At 57.4% G+C, this 19,658-nt stretch carries 16 protein-coding genes and 1 tRNA gene; 9 read left to right on the top strand and 8 right to left on the bottom strand.

All coding sequences use genetic code 11. The features are described from left to right. Positions 1–10 precede the first annotated feature (10 nt). Positions 11–1,690, bottom strand: coding sequence for an NAD+ synthase (locus tag ASD46_RS19380; protein ID WP_025593581.1), 1,680 nt, complete (start codon positions 1,688–1,690; stop codon positions 11–13). 231 nt (positions 1,691–1,921) lie between these two features. On the opposite strand from ASD46_RS19380, the gene ASD46_RS19385 reads away from it, so the two are divergent. The 3 genes from ASD46_RS19385 to sthA all read left to right on the top strand — a co-directional run bounded on the left by ASD46_RS19385 (position 1,922) and on the right by sthA (position 6,452). Then, the gene (locus tag ASD46_RS19385; RefSeq protein ID WP_060642563.1) at positions 1,922–3,862 is read left to right on the top strand and encodes an LTA synthase family protein; all 1,941 of its coding nucleotides are present in this window, start codon (positions 1,922–1,924) and stop codon (positions 3,860–3,862) included. 109 nt (positions 3,863–3,971) lie between these two features. Next, positions 3,972–4,505 carry a DUF1003 domain-containing protein gene (locus ASD46_RS19390; RefSeq protein WP_003515504.1) on the top strand — a complete coding sequence of 178 codons (534 nt, stop codon included), beginning with the start codon at positions 3,972–3,974 and terminating at the stop codon, positions 4,503–4,505. A 543-nt stretch (positions 4,506–5,048) separates the two neighbouring features. Further along, positions 5,049–6,452 carry a Si-specific NAD(P)(+) transhydrogenase gene (gene sthA, locus ASD46_RS19395; protein ID WP_003515506.1) on the top strand — a complete coding sequence of 468 codons (1,404 nt, stop codon included), beginning with the start codon at positions 5,049–5,051 and terminating at the stop codon, positions 6,450–6,452. A 201-nt stretch (positions 6,453–6,653) separates the two neighbouring features. Here sthA and ASD46_RS19400 read toward each other — a convergent pair whose 3' ends face one another. Further along, positions 6,654–7,304: a hypothetical protein gene (locus tag ASD46_RS19400; RefSeq protein WP_003515508.1), complete on the bottom strand. Its 651-nt coding sequence runs from the start codon at positions 7,302–7,304 to the stop codon at positions 6,654–6,656. 254 nt (positions 7,305–7,558) lie between these two features. Continuing rightward, complete coding sequence (locus tag ASD46_RS19405; RefSeq protein ID WP_025593586.1) at positions 7,559–8,098, bottom strand: AAA family ATPase; 540 nt, start codon at positions 8,096–8,098, stop codon at positions 7,559–7,561. A gap of 299 nt (positions 8,099–8,397) precedes the next feature. Here ASD46_RS19405 and ASD46_RS19410 point away from each other — a divergent pair, with 299 nt between their 5' ends. Continuing rightward, positions 8,398–9,387, top strand: a complete 990-nt coding sequence (locus ASD46_RS19410) for a carbon-nitrogen hydrolase family protein (protein ID WP_082546220.1) — start codon at positions 8,398–8,400, stop codon at positions 9,385–9,387. 139 nt (positions 9,388–9,526) lie between these two features. Here the strand turns inward: ASD46_RS19410 and tig are convergent, their stop codons facing one another. Continuing rightward, a complete protein-coding gene (tig, locus tag ASD46_RS19415) occupies positions 9,527–11,005 on the bottom strand; it encodes a trigger factor (RefSeq protein WP_003515514.1) in 1,479 nt (492 codons plus the stop codon). Positions 11,006–11,245: 240 nt separating this feature from the next. Beyond that, positions 11,246–11,328: transfer RNA gene (locus ASD46_RS19420), tRNA-Leu, on the bottom strand. 659 nt (positions 11,329–11,987) lie between these two features. Here ASD46_RS19420 and ASD46_RS26645 point away from each other — a divergent pair. The 3 genes from ASD46_RS26645 to trmFO all read left to right on the top strand — a co-directional run bounded on the left by ASD46_RS26645 (position 11,988) and on the right by trmFO (position 14,508). Beyond that, positions 11,988–12,134: a DUF1127 domain-containing protein gene (locus ASD46_RS26645; protein WP_003502992.1), complete on the top strand. Its 147-nt coding sequence runs from the start codon at positions 11,988–11,990 to the stop codon at positions 12,132–12,134. 476 nt (positions 12,135–12,610) lie between these two features. Beyond that, on the top strand, positions 12,611–12,754 hold the full coding sequence (locus tag ASD46_RS19425; protein WP_003515516.1) for a DUF1127 domain-containing protein: 144 nt from the start codon (positions 12,611–12,613) through the stop codon (positions 12,752–12,754). A gap of 296 nt (positions 12,755–13,050) precedes the next feature. Further along, positions 13,051–14,508 (top strand): methylenetetrahydrofolate--tRNA-(uracil(54)-C(5))-methyltransferase (FADH(2)-oxidizing) TrmFO, encoded by a 1,458-nt coding sequence (trmFO, locus tag ASD46_RS19430; protein WP_025593591.1) that lies wholly within the window; start codon positions 13,051–13,053, stop codon positions 14,506–14,508. Positions 14,509–14,551: 43 nt separating this feature from the next. Here trmFO and ASD46_RS19435 read toward each other — a convergent pair whose 3' ends face one another. The 3 genes from ASD46_RS19435 to ASD46_RS19445 are packed head-to-tail and all read right to left on the bottom strand — an operon-like array spanning position 14,552 to position 16,924. Continuing rightward, positions 14,552–15,130, bottom strand: a complete 579-nt coding sequence (locus tag ASD46_RS19435) for a TadE/TadG family type IV pilus assembly protein (RefSeq protein WP_035198320.1) — start codon at positions 15,128–15,130, stop codon at positions 14,552–14,554. After that, on the bottom strand, positions 15,127–15,660 hold the full coding sequence (locus tag ASD46_RS19440) for a TadE/TadG family type IV pilus assembly protein (protein ID WP_025593593.1): 534 nt from the start codon (positions 15,658–15,660) through the stop codon (positions 15,127–15,129). Before ASD46_RS19440 ends, ASD46_RS19435 begins: the two co-directional genes overlap by 4 nt. Continuing rightward, entirely contained in the window at positions 15,647–16,924 is a 1,278-nt protein-coding gene (locus tag ASD46_RS19445) for a hypothetical protein (RefSeq protein WP_029658768.1), read from the bottom strand. Before ASD46_RS19445 ends, ASD46_RS19440 begins: the two co-directional genes overlap by 14 nt. 543 nt (positions 16,925–17,467) lie before the next feature. On the opposite strand from ASD46_RS19445, the gene ASD46_RS19455 reads away from it, so the two are divergent. Both ASD46_RS19455 and ASD46_RS19460 read left to right on the top strand, forming a co-directional pair. After that, on the top strand, positions 17,468–18,595 hold the full coding sequence (locus tag ASD46_RS19455; RefSeq protein WP_025593598.1) for an S-(hydroxymethyl)glutathione dehydrogenase/class III alcohol dehydrogenase: 1,128 nt from the start codon (positions 17,468–17,470) through the stop codon (positions 18,593–18,595). 276 nt (positions 18,596–18,871) lie between these two features. Further along, positions 18,872–19,630 carry a hypothetical protein gene (locus tag ASD46_RS19460; RefSeq protein WP_060642565.1) on the top strand — a complete coding sequence of 253 codons (759 nt, stop codon included), beginning with the start codon at positions 18,872–18,874 and terminating at the stop codon, positions 19,628–19,630. The last annotated feature ends 28 nt before the right edge of the window (positions 19,631–19,658 follow it).

Consider the following 19,658-nt stretch of genomic DNA (forward strand, 5'->3'; position numbering starts at 1 on the left):
CCTCCTTCGACTACCTGTCCCTGAACCGGTTGGTAATCGGATAACGGCGATCGCGGCCGAAGTTCTTCTTGGTGATCTTCACCCCGGGCGCGGATTGGCGGCGTTTGTATTCGGCGAGATAGAGCAGATGCTCGATCCGGTGCACCGTCGCGATATCATGGCCACGCGCGAGGATTTCCTCGACCGACATTTCCTTTTCCACCAGGCACTCCAGAATATCGTCCAGCACCGGATAGGGCGGCAGCGAATCCTGGTCTGTCTGGTTGGGTCGCAATTCGGCGGATGGCGCCTTGGAGATGATATTGGCGGGGATCACTTCGCCGGATGGCCCGAGCGCGCCCGGCGGCACATGGGAATTGCGCCAGCTGGAGATGGCGTAGACCTGCATCTTGTAGAGGTCCTTGATGGGATTGAAACCGCCATTCATGTCGCCATAAAGCGTCGCATACCCCACCGACATTTCCGACTTGTTGCCTGTTGTCACCACCATTGAGCCGAACTTGTTGGAAACGGCCATGAGAATGGTGCCGCGTGTACGGCTCTGCAGGTTTTCTTCGGTAATGCCTTCTTCCGTGCCTTCGAACATTTCCGAAAGCGCCGACAGGAACCCCTCCACAGGTTCGGCAATGGGCACGATATCGTAACGGCAGCCAAGCGCTCTGGCGCAATCGGCTGCGTCCTTCAGCGAATCCTCGGAGGTGTAACGATACGGCAGCATGATGCAGCGCACCCGCTCTTCGCCCAGCGCATCAACAGCAAGCGCAGCGCAGATCGCCGAATCGATACCGCCGGAAAGGCCGAGAACCACGCTCTTGAAGCCGTTCTTGTTGACGTAATCGCGAAAGCCCAGCATGCAGGCGCGGTAATCCGCCTCCTCGCCTTCAGGGATTTTCGAGAAAGGACCGCTCTCGCAGCGCCAGCCTTCTGCGGTGCGTTTCCAATCGGTAACGGCAAGGGTCGCTTCGAACTGGCTCATCTGGAAGGCAAGGGTCTTGTCGGCGTTGAAACCGAAGCTCGCGCCGTCGAAAACCAGCTCGTCCTGCCCGCCAAGCTGATTGGCGAAGACCAGCGGCAAGCCGCTTTCGATTACCTGCTTCAGCGCCACCTGATGGCGCACATCCAGCTTGCCGCGATAATAGGGCGAACCATTCGGCACCAGCAGGATTTCCGCCCCGCTTTCGGCAAGCGTTTCGCACACACCCATATCGTTCCAGATTTCCTCGCAGATCGGAATGCCGATCCTGACACCGCGGAAATTATAGGGACCGGAGATCGAACCTTCGGCGAAAACGCGTTTTTCATCGAACTCGCCGTAATTCGGCAGGTCGATCTTGTCACGCAGCGCGATGATCTTGCCGCCATCCAGAAGCGCAACCGAATTGTGCCGGCCCGTTTCGCCCTGACGCGGAAAACCGATGACGACGCCCGGCCCGCCATCGGCGGTTTCCGCCGCCAGTTCTTCCACGGCCTTCAGGCACGCTTTCAGAAAAGCCGGCTTCAATACCAGGTCTTCCGGCGGATAGCCGGATATGAACAGCTCGGTCAGAAGCAGGAGATCGGCACCCTGCGTCGCCGCATCGGCCCGTGCTTCGCGCGCCCTGGCGAGATTGCCCGCCACGTCGCCAACAGTCGGATTGAACTGCCCGACGGCAATTCGAAGATGGTTTTTGATGTCGTGTCTGTCGCTCATGGCTTTTCAATACCGCGCCCGTGCCCGCTCCGCAACGCGGCAATTGCATGCCGCACCACCTTGATAGGATGAAGCCGCAACAGGCATTCACGCTAAGGTTATCACCGCACCGGCCACACTCCGCAAAGTTCATGTCGCGTTCATCGCGCTTATGTGACAGTTACATGACAGTTTTGCGACGCCCCGATTCATCTCCCCGAATTGCGCGGTGTTGCCTCGTAATACCGGAGTATGAGTTTGAGAAATTCGGCGCCAAAAACAACGGCTTCCGAAAAGGCTGATTTTGTCTTTTCGCCTGCATGGACGCGGAGCCTTTCCAAGCTTTCGGGTAAGGCCTACACGCTTGCCAATCTGACATTTTCGTCGGTCGTGCTTGTCGTCGCGCTGGAATGGATCGCCCGCGGTTCGCTAGTTGATGTCGGCACCTTCCTCACCTCATCCGCCCGCCCCGGCATGACCAACATCGCCGCCGTGCTGCTGCTGCTCGTAGCGCTGGATTCCATCCTCGGCCGCCGTTACCTGTCGCTCATCGCCGTTGCGCCGCTTTGCGCGCTGACAGGGCTTATTTCCGCGCAGAAACAGACCTATCTCTCCGATCCGCTTTATCCCTCCGACCTGCTGTTCGGCCGGCAGATCCTCGAGCTTCTGCCCACCATGCTGAAAGCCCAGCCGCTGACGGCCGTGCTGGTCGGCCTTGGCCTTTGCGCCACGGTTGCGGCCCTTTCCACCCTGTGGCTGCTGGCGCGGCGTTATTCGCCGGGCTTGAGCTGGCGCGAACGCGCCGCAGGTCTTGTGCTGGCGCTGCCGCTTCTGGCCGGCCTCGCCTCGCTCATGGACTATTCGCATTATTCGTGGGTGCGCGATCGTCTCAACATCATCCCCATGATGTGGGATCAACAGGAGAATTACCGCCATAACGGTTTCCTGATGGCCTTTGCCTTCAATATTCCCATGGCCAACGTCTCGGCGCCGCAGGGTTACGGCGAAAACAGCATTGCGGACCTGACCTCGGAACCCGCCGCCTTTGCCGCCAACACGGGCGATTACCCTGATGTCATCATGTTGATGAGCGAATCGCTGTGGGATCCGACACGGCTTGAAAACGTGAAGCTCTCTGCCGATCCGATGCCCAACATCCGCGCCAAGCAATCCGGCAACGTGTTCTCGCCGGAATTCGGCGGCATGACGGCGAATGTGGAATTCGAGGCGCTGACCGGCTTTTCCAACGCCTTCCTGCCCTATGGCAGCATTCCTTACCAGCAATATATCCGCCGCCCGGTGCCCTCGCTTGCCAGCTTCTTCCGTGGCGAAGGATATTCGGCCATCGCCATGCATCCGTTTCAGGAATGGTTCTGGAACCGCAAGGAAGTCTACAGGAATTTCGGCTTCGAGGAGTTCCGCTCGGAAGAGACATTGCCGCCCATGGAAAAGCGCGGCAACTTCGCCTCCGACGACGCGCTGATGGACCAGATCATGGTGGCCGCGGACGATGCGCGCAACCCGCTCTTCCTCTTCGCCGTCACCCTGCAGGGACATGGACCTTACGAGGCGGCCCGTTATGCCAGCGACGCCATCGGCGTAGAGGGCGATCTTTCCGCTTCCGCATCGCAGGCGCTTGGTACCTATGCGCAGGGCGTGGCGGAGGCCGACGACGCCCTTCTGAAGCTGATGCGCTGGGCAAAAAAGCGCGAGCGCGAAACAATCATAGTGCTCTTCGGCGATCACCTGCCGCCGCTTGGCCAGACATTCGTGGAAAGCGGCTACATGCCGGGCATGGTGGCCAGCCGCCGCGCGCCGCTGGAAGTCATGAAAAAGGAACACGAGACGCCGCTTGTCGTCTGGTCCTCGAAGACGGGCGTGCGCAAGAATATCGGCACCATCAGCCCGGCGCTGCTGCCCTATCACGTACTGAAAACAGCCGGTTTCTCAGACCCCTTCTATACGGGGACTTTGGGTGAAGTGCAGGATGCGTTTTCCGTTGTCGACCGGCATATGCTGGTGGCAACGGATGGCAAGGCCCTGCCCGACTGGTCGATTTCACCCAATTCCATTCCGGACGTGGTGCGCAATTATCGCCTGCTGCAATTCGACATGATGTTCGGCGAGCAATATGGCCGAGAGCGCTTCTTCCCCGGCTTCAACTGGGTAAACGACGCTAAGCCCTCTGTCTGATGGGTCTGGATGGCTGAACGGCATGGCAGCGGAAATCGTTTGAATTCCTTTGCCATGCGGGTTTATCTCGACAGGGCCGTACCGAACCATCAGCACCACGAGAAGCACCGTGTCAGACATCTCCGACTATATCGTTTCGCACTTCAAGCGCTCCTCCCGGGAAATCGGCGAGGTCGAGCGTCGTATTCTGGAACTGTCGCACCAGAAAAAGCTGGTCTCGACCGACACCAATGCGGAATTTTCCGCTGGGGCAAACCTGGGCGACAGGCTGGCCGACAGCATTGCAAGGGTTGGCGGCTCCTGGGGATTTATCCTCAGCTTCTGCTTTTTCCTGGTGTTCTGGGCAATCATCAACACCATCGTGCTGACGACGCGGGCCTTCGACCCCTACCCCTTCATCTTCCTCAATCTTCTGCTCTCCATGCTCGCGGCCATTCAGGCGCCGATCATCATGATGTCGCAGAACCGGCAGGCCGCCCGCGACCGTTTCGAGGCCGCCAAGGATTATGAGGTGAACCTGAAAGCCGAGCTTGAGGTGCTGTCTCTGCACGAAAAGATCGACGTGAAGGTACTGGCCGAACTGGCAGCACTCAGGCAGGACCTCGCTGCCCTTCACCGCCATGTGACCCGGAAAGAAGACTGACGAGAAAGAACCGGCGCGCGAAAATCCATCCCCGCTTTTCCCCGCCCCGCCTTACCCTGTTATCTTGAATGCAGTCCTGCCGGGTAGACGCCAGACGTGGCGTAAACCGAAGGACGGTCCTGGTGGTGGGAACGGTGGCACGTTCATGGTGACAGGACCATTTCGCAAAAGGCCGTGCACTGCCTCTTGCGAAATACGGCTTTCTGGAAAGGCCCGGTCGCGCAAGCATCCGTCCACTCCAACCCCAATCAGCGCGTGACCGGGCACAACCCGTCTGAAACCGCGAAAACCCGACGGCGAAGGCCGTTCCGGGCGCAAAGGCGCATCTTTGCGTCGCAAAACGACAAGCGGACAAAACGGTTACGAATCCGTCAGATTATTGCGCTACAGATTGACGCAGGCGTTTGTTGCATTGCACTCTTGTGTGCAAGGCTGACAAGGGAATCACTTCCCCTGGTCAAAATGGCATCACGACCATTTCGCGGCAGCGCCATCCCGGATGCGACATCCGGTCATTGCAATACATTCTGTTCCGGGGTTTTCATGTACCAGTTCGATCTGATTGTTATCGGCAGCGGTCCGGCGGGAAGACGCGCCGCCATCCAGGCCGCCAAGCTCGAAAAGAGGGTTCTGGTCATCGAGAAGGGCAGCCGCGTCGGCGGCGTTTCGGTGCACACAGGTACCATCCCTTCCAAGACATTGCGCGAAACCGCGCTCAATCTCACCGGCTGGCGCGAACGCGGTTTTTACGGCCGCTCCTACCGCGTCAAGCAGGAAATCGACGCGGACGATCTGCGCCGCCGCCTGCTGATCACGCTCGACCACGAGGTCGAGGTGCTGGAACACCAGTTCGCCCGCAACCGCGTGCAGCACATTCGCGGCACGGCAAGCTTCGTTGATGCCAACACGGTGAAGGTGGTGAAGAACGACGGTGAAGTCATGAACGTCACCGGCGCTTCCATTCTGCTCGCCATCGGCACGCGGCCCTACCGGCCACCGCATATTCCCTTCGACGGCGCGGCAGTGCTCGACTCGGACGAGATACTCGAGATCAAGGAACTGCCGCGCTCCATGGTCGTTGTCGGCGCGGGCGTCATCGGCATCGAATATGCCACGATCTTCAGTGCGCTCGACACGCAGGTAACGGTGGTGGAACCGCGCGAAACCATGCTGGAATTCATCGACAAGGAAATCGTCGAGGACTTCACCTATCAGTTGCGCGACCGTAACATGAAGCTGATCTTCGGCCAGAAAGCGGAAAAGGTGGAGCGCGACGACAGCGGCAAATGCCTCGTTTCGCTCAGCAACGGCCGCGTCCTTAAAGCCGAGACGGTTTTGTTCGCCGCCGGACGCGTCGGCGCAACCGATACGCTCAATCTTTCCGCCTGTGGGCTGGAAGCCGACAGCCGCGGCCGCCTGAAGGTCAATCCCGAGACCTTCCAGACAACAGTGCCGAACATTTACGCCGCCGGCGATATCATCGGTTTTCCGAGCCTCGCCTCCACCTCGATGGAACAGGGCCGTATCGCCGCCCGCCACGCGGTCGGTGCACCGGCCGGTGAACCGCCGCAGTTCTTCCCTTACGGCATCTATGCCGTTCCGGAAATCTCCACCTGCGGCCTGACGGAAGAAGAAGTCACTGAACGCCACATTCCCTACGAATGCGGCATCGCCCATTTCCGCGAAACCTCACGCGGCCATATCATGGGTCTCGACAGCGGGTTGCTGAAGATGATCTTCTCGCTGAAAACCCGCCGTCTGCTCGGCGTCCACATCGTCGGCGAAGGTGCCACCGAACTGGTGCATATCGGCCAGGCCGTGCTGAACCTGAAGGGTACGGTGGAGTATTTCGTCGAGAACACCTTCAACTACCCCACACTTGCCGAGGCCTACAAGATTGCCGGTCTCGACGCGTGGAACCGCATGGGTGAGCTGAAGAAGGATTGAGGCTGGCTGTTGCAGGTGGAGATCGTTTGCAATGTGCGCAAACCTCTCCTCCGTCATGCTCGGGCCTGTCCCGAGCCTCTGCAACGTCGCGACTTTATGCGACGTGATTAGATCCATGGGACTAGCCCAAGGATGACGCCGAATGCGACGCAAGAACGTCTATCACCTTCTGCTCATCCATACGATAACCGGTGACGCCCCTCACCACCGAATACTATACCGCGCACTCACACCCGGCCGAAAATGATCCGCATATCCCTGATCGAGCGTTCCGCGCACTGTCAGGTGATCGCCGATCTTCTGCTCCACGGCCACGCCGCTGCTGAACTCGTTGAAGCTGTTGCGGCTTGCCCCCGTCAGCACGAAAGCCGTGCCGGTTTCCGAGCGGGAAAGGCGCAGCGACTGCGATACATCCAGCCCGTTCCATTGCTGCGCCGTGCCGTCATAACGCACCGTGAAATTGCGGTTGGCCTCGATATCCAGTTCCGGCGTAACGATGCGTTTCTGTCGTGACGTCATGGAAACGCTGCTCGACCCCGTCAACGCGTTGAAGAGAACGCCGACATCACGGGCAAGCGACACGCCGGGCAACTGTTCCGCCAAAAGCGTGACATTGCCCCACAACCTTACTGGCGTATCCACCACCTGCCCCGTCCTGGAGGCATTCATGCCCATTTCCAGCCCCGCCCGGATCGGCGTCTCGACCGGCAGCTTCGCACCGATACGCGCCGTATAGGAACGATCGGAATTCTTGACCGGCTTCCAGATCAAACCAGCCTCATCGGCATGGGCGTTGGTGCCAATCGCGGCGAACAGAGAGAACAACAGGGCGAAGCCCGTTCGTGGCGACATATCTTGTCCCCTGGCAAATTAAGGGCGCACCGGGTGAACCCGGCAGGCACGGTAAAAGCTTAAGGCCAAAGGTTTTGGCAGCGATGACAGCCGCGCGTTGGCGGCCATGTTTCCTTGACGGCTGCACAGGCAGCCAAGGCAAATCATGCTGCGCAGGGTGCCAGATGAACGGGAGATGAACAAGAGCAGATGCAGCAAAAAATCATGCTGCACTGCATTGTGATCAAAACGAAGGTGACGGGAAGCGCAGCGTGTTAATTTCCTGCCTTCGGAACGACGCAACGCGCCAGAATATCATCCACTACCACTCCCAAAGACCTCGATGAATCAATGGCAGATGCACCGACTGGAAGGTCTTCTTTCGTTGCGTGGAGTTGCAGGACAAATTGTCTTTCGGCCAGATTGCCACCGAACTCATCCTCGGGCCTGGCAGCCAGCCGTCTTTGTAAGGTCGCTGCATCGATATCCAGAATGAAGACCTCGTCGAACAGATCTATAAAGCGTCGAAAATTTCTCGATCCGCCACAGAAGAAGGTGACGGCGTGCTCTTGATCAGCCACAAGCTGCCGAACTTTTTCGACATTCCAGATATGATGTCGGTGACGGAAGGCGATTTTTGTGTCGTCGCCCTGAAACAGCGCGACATCCATGGGTTCGCCCGTTTCGGGGTCGCCTTTGTAAGCCAGTTCACGGTCGCCGTGAATCACATGAAAGCCGCGTTGCTGAAGTTCCGTTGCAACCGAGGTTTTACCAGCCCCGGAGACACCCTCGATCAAATAATTTCTTCTGCCCATCGCCGCGACTGCCCAACGTCCTGTCATGCCTTCTGAAGATAATAGTCGAGAAAGACGTGAAGATGTCGGAGTGTCGAATTCTCCGCTTCATGTAATGCGAAATTGCGGTCGCTTGACGACTCAACGTTTTCCCACTGATAGTGACAAAAAGGCGAAGCCTGAGCCTAACCTCCCAGACCTTCCCCAGCATGGTCTTGAACGGAGGCAAAGGGACTGTCGTTGTCTCAGGCTACTGTCTTGGTCCGATCGTTTCGGGCGGGTTGCTGGGGAATCGCGTCCGGGACGTGAAAGGCCTGATCATGACGCAAAATAATAATTTCAAACGCCGTGTAAGAGCTCGTGCAGCGAAAACCGGCGAGTCCTATACGGCGGCGCTCAAGCATATCCGCCGAACGCCCGACATGCCAGTTAGCCCTTCTTTACGAATGGCTGTCGCGCAAACTTCGCTGGTCGACGACCCTCGTATGGTTTCGGCACTGAAAGCAGCCGGGCAAGAAATGCGTCGCCTCATGTGCGATGCCCATAAGGCCGGCGCCCGTCTCATCCATTTTCCGGAAGGGGCAACGTGCTGGCCCAATAAACGCATCATGTCCGAAACTGGGCCGAGAGAAATCGGGCCTTCCGACTGGACGCGCTTTGAATGGGAAACTCTGCGCAGAGAACTGGAAGCGAGCAGAAAACTGGCGCGAAGGCTGAAGCTTTGGACGATTCTCGGGTCCGTCCATCAGCTTACTCCGCCACATCGACCGTATAACAGCCTGTACGTCATCTCCGATCGCGGGAAGCTTATAACTCGCTACGATGAGCGCCTGCTGTCGAACACCAAAATCTCGTTCATGTACTCGCCGGGAACTGTACGGGTGACGTTTGAAATCGATGGCTTCCGTTTTGGTTGCGCGCTCGGCATGGAGGCGCACTACCCAGAAATATTCATGGAATACGAGAAGCTGAACGTCGATTGCGTGCTGTTTTCCACCGCAGGTGATGGCCCGTCCAATGCCCCGGCTTTTGCAGCCGAAATATTGGGGCATGCGGTGAGCAACACCTATTGGGCCAGCTATTCCACCCTGGCGGCTCAGAGTACAGCTGCTCCCTCGGGAATCGCCGCACCGGATGGCCGTTGGGTGGCGCAATGCCCGATGAACGGTTTACCGGCTATCGCAATAGCAGACATTGCTATCGATCGTGAAAATCCCGCACGACCATGGCGGCGAAAAGCCCGCAGCGATCTATATGCGCCTCATCAGGTGAATAATGATCCCAGAAGCGATAGCCGGGAGCAATTTTAACAGGCGAGATCGGTCAGCGGCGCGATTTGGGCCCGCTGGCCACCGCGCAAGGCGGATGGACCGCATCGCCCAGACGAAACAAAAAAGGCCGCAGCTTTCGCCACGGCCCTTCCATTCATTCAGCTTTCGCCAGCCAAGATTATTCGGCGTCGGCCTCAGTGGCCTTCTTCTTGGCCGGAGCCTTCTTCTTCGGAGCGGCTTCTTCGCCTTCAGCGGCGTCGTCAGCTTTGGCAGCAGCCTTTTTCTTGGCAGGCGCCTTCTTCTTGGTTTCCGTTGCTTCTTCGCCGTCGTCAGCCAGAAGCTCTTCCTTGGAAACGGTCTTGTCCGTTACCGAGATTTCCGTGAGCAGCTTGTCTATGACCTTTTCTTCGAAGATCGGAGCGCGCAGCGAAGCGGAAGCGCCGGGGGTGTTGCGGAAGAAATCGAGGATTTCCTTCTGCTGGCCGGGGAACTGCTGCAGCTGCTGGAACAGCGCGCGCTGCATTTCTTCTTCGGTCACTTCGACGCCGGCCTTTTCGCCGATTTCGGAGAGAACGAGGCCGAGACGAACGCGGCGTTCAGCGAGCTTACGATATTCTTCGCGGGCTTCTTCTTCCGTGGTGTCTTCGTCAGCGAAGGTCTTGCCGGACTGGGCAAGATCGGTGTTGATCTGGCGCCAGATGTTGTCGAATTCGGCATCGACGAGGCCAGCCGGCGTGTCGAACTTGTACATTTCGTCGAGCTGGTCGAGAATCTGACGCTTGACCTTCTGGCGGGTTACGTTGCCGTACTGGCTTTCGATCTGGCCGCGAACGATTTCCTTCAGCTTTTCAGCCGATTCGAGACCGAGCTTTTCCGCCAGTTCGTCGTTGATTTCAACAGCAGCGGCAGCAGCAACTTCCTTGACGGTGATGTCGAAGTTGGCTTCCTTGCCTGCGAGGTTCGCAGCCGGGTAGTCAGCCGGGAAAGTCACGGTGATGGTCTTTTCGTCGCCGGCCTTGACGCCAACGAGCTGGTCTTCGAAGCCGGGGATGAAGCGGCCAGAACCGAGAACCAGTTCAGCGTCTTCAGCAGCGCCGCCATCGAAGGCTTCGCCGTCAACCTTGCCGAGATAGTTCATGGTGACGCGGTCGCCTTCGGCGGCTTTGCCCTTCTTGGCTTCAAAGGTACGGGCGCTCTCAGCGATCTTGAGGATCTGCTCGTTGATTTCGTCTTCGGAGACTTCAACAACTTCGCGGGTAACCTTGATGCCGTCATTGGCCTTCAGTTCGATGGCCGGAATGATTTCGTAGGCAACGGTGAATTCGAAATCGGTTTCAGCCGAAAGGATCTTTTCGGCTTCCTGCTCGTCTTCGGTCATGGAGATGGCCGGCTGCGTTGCAGACTTCTCACCGCGGCTGGAAAGGATTTCGGAAGGCTTTTCACGAACCAGCTCGTTGACGAGGTCGGCCATGATGGACTTGCCATACATCTTCTTCAGATGGCCCATCGGCACCTTGCCGGGACGGAAACCGTTGATGCGAACCTTGTCCTTGGCGTCAACCAGGCGCTCGTCCAGACGGGCCTTCATGTCGGCAGCCGGGATAACGACCTTGAGTTCGCGCTTCAGGCCTTCAGCCAGCGTTTCGATAACCTGCATTTTCTCAAACCTTCACATCATGGCGGCGGTGCTCAGACAGCCGTTGGTTTACTTTCGAGCACTGCGCCGGAAACGTCGTTCCCCGGCCGTGGCTTCCATTATTTCTTCACACAAGCGCCTGCCGGACAAAATTGCGCTCGCGCAGGAGACAAGGGCGCGAAGGGGATGATGAACCCCGAAGCTCCCTGCATCACTAAGGATGCACTCTGGCACAAGCGTGGCACAGCCATGCTTTACTTGTGGTGCGGGTAGAGAGACTCGAACTCCCACGCCGAAGCGTTGGTACCTAAAACCAATGCGTCTACCAATTCCGCCATACCCGCACGTTGGGCGGCGGTATGTCACAATGTTCTGGAAGGGTCAAGCACGCCTTATCGCCGCGTCCCGTTTCGCCCGGACTTTTCTTGGGTCCCCGCCCCAGCCGCAAAAGCCGGCCGGTACGTTCTTGCCGTTTCGTGCCCGCACGAAAGAGAACGGCGCGCCCGCAGACGATGACACGAGGGGTCGCAAAGCTGCGCACGCCTTCTCACTCTTTCCCGTCCGGCTTCACATGTTCCGACAGGAAAAACGCGCAACATTTATGCGGCTACAGGACATTATATATAGGACATGCCGCCCGTCATTTTACGAGAATGCGCGCCTCCAGCCGAATCCCTTATACGAACGACCTTTGCATCCCCATCCTTGCCTCTGCCCTGCCCGACCCCTGGTATTCAGCCGGACCGCACGGCTTGGCAGCGACAGATGCCGCCAAGTTCACTAAAAGCACACAAATTGGTCACAAATTATGCAGTATCCGCCGCAATTGGGGTCATTTACCGGCTTGCTTTGCGTTCCATGCATAGGTGGCATCTTGCTTTGTCTGTTTTTGTTTTTATTAAACCGATTATATTCATGGTCATACAGAGATCGAGTTCAGCCCCGAGCCTAATCCTCCCAAGACGGGCCGGAAACGCTGGACAGCACGAAGAGGAAGATGACAATGAACATTACACGCTCGCTCACCAACTGGCGCAAGTATCGTCAGACCGTAACCGAACTCGGCCGCATGACCGACCGCGAACTGAATGACCTCGGCATTGGCCGTCAGGACATCCGTCGCGTCGCACGCACCGCCGTCGGCATCTAATACGCTTCGCCGCTTGAAGCGGCGGATGCGAGACGACCCTCCCAAAAGGCCAGAGGCTCCCGCCTCCGGCCTTTTTTTCGTTCTGGCACCCTCTCGGGATCGAGCCGCGCCGCCCCACCGGCATGTGCGCGTGACAAACAGATGAAAAATGCATCGATTAGGCGGCTGCATCCGGCATGTCTGGAGAGCCCGAACGCCCTTCAAGCACCGCTGAGGGGAGCAAAAAGCCGGTCTATCACCGCCAATGGCCGCAAACCCCTTCAAAACCGCCCGAAAGACAGGCATTTCCGCTCATATTTTGCTCATACGGTAGTCAAAGCCGCAAATTTAGCCGACATAGTGCACAAATGCATGGCAGTCGCCTAAATTCTGCACTGCACAACATGGCTCAATGTCTATATATAAAACCTCAACAGCCGAGAGCACAGAAACACTGAGCCGGCCGACGAAATCAAAGAAAGATTGAGGAAACGATCATGAACCCTATCCGCATTGCAAAGAACTGGATCTCCTACCGTCGCACGATCAACGAACTTGGCAGCCTGTCCAACCAGGCCCTGAGCGACATCGGCCTGACACGTTACGACATCCGTAACGTAGCTTCCCGTTCGTTCCGCTAAGGCGTAAAAGATCGTCCCGCTGCCCGACCTCCAGGGCGCGACGATTGAGCGACAGGTAAAAGAAAGCGGCGCCTCTGGCGCCGTTTTTGATTCTGGCGGTATTCGCCGGAGATTTTTGGCTTACAAGCATAGAGACCACATTCCCTCCGCCCAAATCGTCCCACCCGCAAAAACATTTGGCTGTCGCAGCCATGCATGGTAGTGCATCGCCCTGAAAAACGCGTCCTTCGGGACCCGCGCGGAACAATCACTCGAAAGACAGCCGCCGGAGGGGAGCTTTTGCCCCCACGCGGCCTATGGGCGCCAGCATGCAAGACAAGACCTATTCTCCCATTCACGTCGTGGGCGGCGGACTGGCCGGTTCGGAAGCCGCCTGGCAGATCGCTGAAAGCGGCGTTCCAGTCATCCTGCACGAAATGCGCGGCGTGCGCGGCACGGAAGCGCACAAGGGCGATACGCTGGCGGAACTGGTCTGTTCCAACTCCTTCCGCTCCGACGATGCGACCGCCAATGCAGTGGGCGTCATCCATGCGGAAATGCGGCTTGCCGGCTCGTTGATCATGGCCTGCGCCGACAGGCATCAGGTGCCTGCCGGCGGCGCGCTTGCCGTCGATCGCGACGGATTTTCTCAGGCCGTAACAGACCGGCTCGAAAGTCACCCACTGGTGACGATCCTGCGCGAAGAGGTTTCCGGCCTGCCGCCGAAGGAATGGGGCAGCAGCATCATCGCCACCGGCCCGCTCACCTCGCCGGATCTGGCGGCGGCGGTTCAGGCCGAGACGGGTGAGGATGCCCTGGCATTCTTTGACGCCATTGCCCCCATCGTGCACCGCGACAGCATCAACATGGATATCTGCTGGTACCAGTCGCGTTACGACAAGGTTGGCCCCGGCGGCACAGGCAAGGACTACATCAACTGCCCGATGAACGAGGAGCAGTACAACGCCTTCATCGACGCGCTGATCGCCGGCGACACGGTGGGTTTCAAGGAATGGGAAGGCACACCCTATTTCGACGGCTGCCTGCCAATCGAGATCATGGCTGAACGCGGCCGCCAGACGCTGCGCCACGGCCCTATGAAACCGATGGGCCTGACCAACGCCCACAACCCCACCGTCAAGGCCTATGCCGTGGTCCAGCTTCGCCAGGACAATGCGCTCGGCACGCTTTACAACATGGTGGGTTTCCAGACCAAACTGAAATACGGCGCGCAGGCGGATGTATTCCGCATGATCCCGGGTCTAGAAAATGCGGAATTCGCCCGTTTGGGCGGCCTGCACCGCAACACCTATATCGATTCCCCCATCCTGCTCGATCCATCGCTGAAGCTGAAATCCCGGCCTGACCTGCGTTTTGCAGGCCAGATCACCGGCTGCGAAGGGTATGTGGAAAGCGCCTCCGTCGGACTTCTGGCCGGACGCTTCGCTGCCGCCGAACGGAAAGGCGAGACCCCGAGCCTGCCGCCCGCAACGACAGCCCTCGGCTCACTTCTCAACCACATCACCGGCGGGCATCTTTCCTCGAATGATGAGCCGGGCAAACGTTCCTTCCAGCCGATGAACATCAATTTCGGCCTCTTCCCAGAACTAGAGCCAGGCTCCATCGTCAAGCCGGAAGGCGTGAAACGTTTTCGCGGCAAGGACAAGACAATCATGAAACGCCAGCTCGTTGCAGCGCGGGCGTTGAGGGATTGTGCAACGTGGTTGAACGGGGGCGAGGTCATCCTAGAAACCGTCACCGATCATTATCGCTGAAACGCCACGGGATTGGCTAGGGTGAAGACCCTGACCAATGCCGTCAGCGAACATTCCAGAAAAGCCAGTCCGACTTTCCCTTCTGATATTTGTAGTGTCGGGAGAAATACGGGTTTACCGCCGTCACGTATTCGAACTCGATATCCGTATTGCCCAGCAACGAAATGAGCGGGCGGTATTTGTAACGCCCCGAAATTACGATTACCGCTTCTTCGGTCTTGAAGTTTCCTTGCGTCAATATCTTGTCCCACTTCACGTTTTCGGCGTTGCCAAAAAAATTGTATGGGGCGAACTCGGTCACGGCGACCCCACCCACAAGCTTGGCGCTTCTGAGCGTCAGATCAAGCTTTTCAGATTCGAGCGGGCGCCCGGCAGCCATGACAAAGGATTTGACGCCCGTCCTGACGCGCTCCTCAAATTCCGGGAATCGGGCCGACCAACGGGCCGTATTGTCCACAACTGTTACGAAACGGTCATAGCTCATCCAGCCACGCCCGATTTCGATCACCATCGCCAGTACTAGAATGAGCAAAGGCATCAATAGCGCTAATTCCACCGCGGCAACGCCAGAGCGCGAACTTATCAGCGAGATGGATAGATATTTCAATCTCTTACTAATCATTCCGTCACCCGAACTGCGGTGATCGCCAGAGAGAGATTTTGCAATTGCGGCTTGCTCCCGGAACTGGGAACGAGCAGATGGGTGGTGGGAAGAATGAATTTCCAGTCATACCCCAGCGCCAGAAGATATTGCCCGGCGCCCTTGCTTGGCGCCTCGAATTTGTTCTCGACCGGAAATGTCACCGGTGTAGTAGCAAGGTTGGCATCAGCAATGGCAATGAGCGATATTTTCAGATCATCTTCAGTTGTCGCGAGCAGGAAATTCGAGGCAATAACCTTCCTGAACTCCGCCGCGGTGACGGACGTTCGGCCAGCCGCCGCCTTGCGCAGATATTCAGTCCCGGCAGTGGCCGCCGTCGACATATTGAGGCTGAAGAAAAGCACGAGACTAACTTCGATGATACCGAAGATCAGCAGGAGATAGACCGGCAAAAGCAAACCAAACTCAACGGCGGTAGCCGCACGGATATCCGTGGCAAGCGACCGGATGAGACTGGGGAAGTCACGATGCGATATCTTAAAACGAGTCAAGATAAGTGACCTCGAATGCCGTTATGATGCCACCCAGACTGTCGCTCGTTCCAGCGGCGGCGATCGACAGCTTGTACAGCGAATAAGTATCGACAGTGACCTCGTAGCTTCGGCGCTCCCATCGAATTTCATTCGCCTTCTGGCTCATCTGGATAATTTTTTTCTCTACACCCATTTGGGGCCGCAACACCTGCAGCGAAATATCGATGTCGTTCGAGCCTTCGTAATTTTGGTTTCGCCCGTTGTACCAGACCGAGATTTCGTATTTGCCGGGATGCATTTCCACATATTTGAAGATCGAGCTGTTGGCGTCGCGTCTTTTTTGCCCTTCCCAGTGACTGTCAAGTTCGACAGCGTAGCGGGTTGGCGGTATTCGCTCATTTTGGCCGTTGCGCATCGAGGGCGTGTTGTTCTTCTCTTCTGTAGTACACTGCTGCTCCTGCTCGGAATTCAAGGCGTCCTTGCCATCTGTTTGCGCCTTGCTGCCGTTTTTCGAATCGTTGTTTTCTTTGGGAAGAGTAGCCTGTGACTTTGGGGTGCATGTCATCCCGGCGCTTGTCTCCTTCTCCTTTTCCTGATCCCCGTAGCCCTGCCAGCCATGGTTCTTCCGGCAATCCGCATTGCTCCAGTCCTGAAGCTCGATGCCCGGCCCCGTACCGCCATCCCATCCCAGTTCAGCATAGGTATAAACACCCCAGCAGCCGTTGGGTGTTTTGGCGGTTCTGCCGTTTTTCAGCATACGTTCCGTGCCGTTCAGCGTCTTTTCGAAGGTGTTGTTGACAACGACCTCACCGTCATGTGGATAAGGCGGTATACCGCCACAACGGTACGACAGCTGATAGTCCAGTTTTTCCGCCCCGAACATGCCAGCGAACACGGTTTTGTAGCTGAACTTTGCGTCTATATCCGTCGTCAGCCAGTCGATTTTAACATCGCGACTGACCACATCCTGTTTGGTGGAACGGATCAGTGCGTCGAACGTGTCGAGCACGTTTTTACGGCGCACCTCATCCAGGGGTACGTTCGTGCGCGTCGGTTTTGTCGAACGCTCACAGGCCTGTGCAACCACCCGCTTCGACTGGCTATAATAGGCCAACGCCCGGCCGCCTTCGAAAAGAAACCCGAAAAAAAGCAGGAAAACCGGCAACAGCAACGCCGTCATAATGACGAAACTGGCTCTCCGGTCGTGCAAAAACGCCCCGAAAATCTCCGCCAGACCGTCCAGTTTTGTCTTAAAATTCAACTTTTGAAAATGCCGCTTCATGAAATTGGCTATCACCCGCCTTAAAATAAATCGCCCAGTTTCCCTCCACGCATCCGGACAGACACTACGCCACAGCCGGAGGGAATATTGGGGCGGCAGCAAACAAACTCAGCAAAGGCTGATGCACCGCGATCATGGCGGCACGCGGCAAATGAGCCGAGCCACTTGCAAGCAAGAGATGCAAAAACTAATAACAGCCGCCGAAATACAGCGCCGACTGCGGGTTATGCTCCATTCGAAATTCTATAGTGTGGTATAAACACCAAATTTGTAAATTAATGGTCACCTTTATTCCGAAAAATATATGTAAAAACATACACTTAAATCACGTATTCATAATTTAGAATAGCTGAAGTAAACCATATAAAGACAACGCGAAACATTGCCCTGATGGCAGGCCCGCGACGGTGCGCAAATTCCTCACAGGTGTAACGGGCATTGCCGTCTTTTGAATACGGCAAGACGGATTTGTACCTTGCCCCTGCCGCCAAGCTCGGGCAAAACAGCCCTATCCAATCACGAGACCATGCCAGGAGATAGAATATGGACGTTCGCGCCGCAGTTGCCATTCAGGCAGGGAAACCGCTTGAGGTCATGACCGTTCAACTCGAAGGTCCCCGCGCTGGCGAAGTGCTGGTCGAGGTCAAGGCGACAGGTATCTGCCACACCGATGATTTCACCCTCTCCGGTGCCGATCCCGAAGGTCTGTTTCCGGCCATCCTTGGCCATGAGGGTGCAGGCATCGTCGTTGATGTCGGTCCCGGCGTCACCTCGGTCAAGAAGGGCGATCATGTCATCCCGCTCTACACGCCGGAATGCCGCGAGTGCTATTCCTGCACATCGCGCAAGACCAATCTCTGCACCTCCATCCGCGCCACCCAGGGCCAGGGTGTGATGCCTGACGGCACCTCGCGCTTCTCGATCGGCAAGGACAAGATCCACCACTATATGGGCTGCTCGACTTTCTCGAACTTCACCGTCCTGCCTGAGATCGCTCTTGCCAAGATCAATCCTGACGCTCCCTTCGACAAGGTCTGCTATATCGGCTGTGGCGTGACGACAGGTATCGGCGCCGTCATCAACACCGCCAAGGTGGAGATCGGCTCGACGGCAATCGTCTTCGGTCTCGGCGGCATTGGCCTCAACGTTCTGCAAGGCCTGCGTCTTGCCGGCGCTGACATGATCATCGGTGTCGATATCAACAATGACCGCAAGGCCTGGGGCGAGAAGTTCGGCATGACCCACTTCGTCAACCCGAAGGAAGTGGGCGACGACATCGTGCCCTATCTCGTCAACATGACGAAGCGCAATGGCGACCTGATCGGCGGTGCGGATTATACGTTCGACTGCACCGGCAATACCAAGGTCATGCGCCAGGCGCTGGAAGCCTCGCATCGCGGCTGGGGCAAGTCTGTCATCATCGGCGTTGCGGGTGCGGGCCAGGAAATCTCCACGCGTCCGTTCCAGCTGGTCACCGGCCGCAACTGGATGGGCACGGCCTTCGGCGGCGCGCGTGGTCGCACCGACGTGCCGAAGATCGTCGACTGGTACATGGAAGGCAAGATCCAGATCGATCCGATGATCACCCACACGATGCCGCTCGAAGACATCAACAAGGGCTTTGACCTGATGCACAAGGGCGAGAGCATCCGCGGCGTCGTGGTCTATTGATCGGCTGACAAAATGGCAGGCGCGCACCGCGCGTCTGCCATATGAATTGACCGACCTTTCCGCTTACAGCCGTGCCGATTAACGGGACGGTAAATCTATCGTCGTATGCCGATATTGCGCGGTGGAGTTGAAAAATCCCTCCCTGCCCGAAACGACGCCAGATAGCGGGAGCGACCTCTGAGAACCGTACCGATCGACAACGGAAACCGCGTCGCTGCCGTTGCACTTCTGGCGAAAGGTTTTCCGGAAAAGAGCGAGGCTTTCTGGGCGCTTGGCGTGTCCCTTATAAGCGACCATCATCAGCGGCAGGATCTCGGCCCCATCGGGCAATTGCTGATGAAGGGCGACGATGCCGTTGGCGTTCTTCTGACAATCCGAAGCCGCCTGGCCGAGACCGGCAGGACAGTCGTCAACCTGTCCAGTTGGTATGTCGAACCTTCCAGCCGCTGGTTTGCACCGCGTATGCTGCAAATGGCGACATCCTCCGAAGAAGACATCTTCACCGATCTCACCCCGTCTCCAGAAGCCTGCAGGCTGAACGAGAGACTGGGGTTTACAACGGTGACGAATTGCACGCTTTTCTATCCCCTGCCTTTAAAGGCATTCGGCCCGGCCAGGGCGCGGCTGCGCCCGCTTGCCGAAGTGCCGCAGGGCACGCTGTCTGCCGCCACGCGCGACATGCTGGAAGATCATGCGCGTTTCGGCTGCATCGTGGCGGTCATGGAGGCGGACGGAAGCCATTATCCGCTAGTGTTTTTAAAAACCATAACCAAAAGGCTGCCCTCCGCCCGCCTCATCTATTGCGAGGACAGGCAAGTCGCCCAGAAGCACATTTCGGCAATTGCCCGCCATCTTTTTGGCAAAGGCCGGCTTGCATTGACCATGGCGGCTTCCGATGGGAAGCGAGACGCCGGCGGATTTGCCATACTCAAATCCTCGCCAATACAAGTAAAGGGAGCATGGAACCCACGGTTTATTAACGAAACATATTCAGAATTGGTGTTATTGCCACCCTGGGTATTGGGACGCTCTTAAAAGACGCGCGCTTAAACCTTGCCTGAAA

The sequence above is a fragment of the Rhizobium sp. Root491 genome (assembly GCF_001427205.1).
In the GTDB taxonomy this organism is placed as follows: domain Bacteria; phylum Pseudomonadota; class Alphaproteobacteria; order Rhizobiales; family Rhizobiaceae; genus Agrobacterium; species Agrobacterium tumefaciens.

Bases quoted from the DNA above. Each gene is read 5' to 3' on its own strand.
- ASD46_RS19380 (WP_025593581.1), bottom strand. From the start codon at position 1,690: ATGAGCGACAGACACGACATCAAAAACCATCTTCGAATTGCCGTCGGG.
- ASD46_RS19385 (WP_060642563.1), top strand. From the start codon at position 1,922: ATGAGTTTGAGAAATTCGGCGCCAAAAACAACGGCTTCCGAAAAGGCT.
- sthA (WP_003515506.1), top strand. From the start codon at position 5,049: ATGTACCAGTTCGATCTGATTGTTATCGGCAGCGGTCCGGCGGGAAGA.
- ASD46_RS19400 (WP_003515508.1), bottom strand. From the start codon at position 7,304: ATGTCGCCACGAACGGGCTTCGCCCTGTTGTTCTCTCTGTTCGCCGCG.
- ASD46_RS19405 (WP_025593586.1), bottom strand. From the start codon at position 8,098: ATGGGCAGAAGAAATTATTTGATCGAGGGTGTCTCCGGGGCTGGTAAA.
- ASD46_RS19410 (WP_082546220.1), top strand. From the start codon at position 8,398: ATGACGCAAAATAATAATTTCAAACGCCGTGTAAGAGCTCGTGCAGCG.
- tig (WP_003515514.1), bottom strand. From the start codon at position 11,005: ATGCAGGTTATCGAAACGCTGGCTGAAGGCCTGAAGCGCGAACTCAAG.
- ASD46_RS26645 (WP_003502992.1), top strand. From the start codon at position 11,988: ATGAACATTACACGCTCGCTCACCAACTGGCGCAAGTATCGTCAGACC.
- ASD46_RS19425 (WP_003515516.1), top strand. From the start codon at position 12,611: ATGAACCCTATCCGCATTGCAAAGAACTGGATCTCCTACCGTCGCACG.
- trmFO (WP_025593591.1), top strand. From the start codon at position 13,051: ATGGGCGCCAGCATGCAAGACAAGACCTATTCTCCCATTCACGTCGTG.
- ASD46_RS19435 (WP_035198320.1), bottom strand. From the start codon at position 15,130: ATGATTAGTAAGAGATTGAAATATCTATCCATCTCGCTGATAAGTTCG.
- ASD46_RS19445 (WP_029658768.1), bottom strand. From the start codon at position 16,924: ATGAAGCGGCATTTTCAAAAGTTGAATTTTAAGACAAAACTGGACGGT.
- ASD46_RS19455 (WP_025593598.1), top strand. From the start codon at position 17,468: ATGGACGTTCGCGCCGCAGTTGCCATTCAGGCAGGGAAACCGCTTGAG.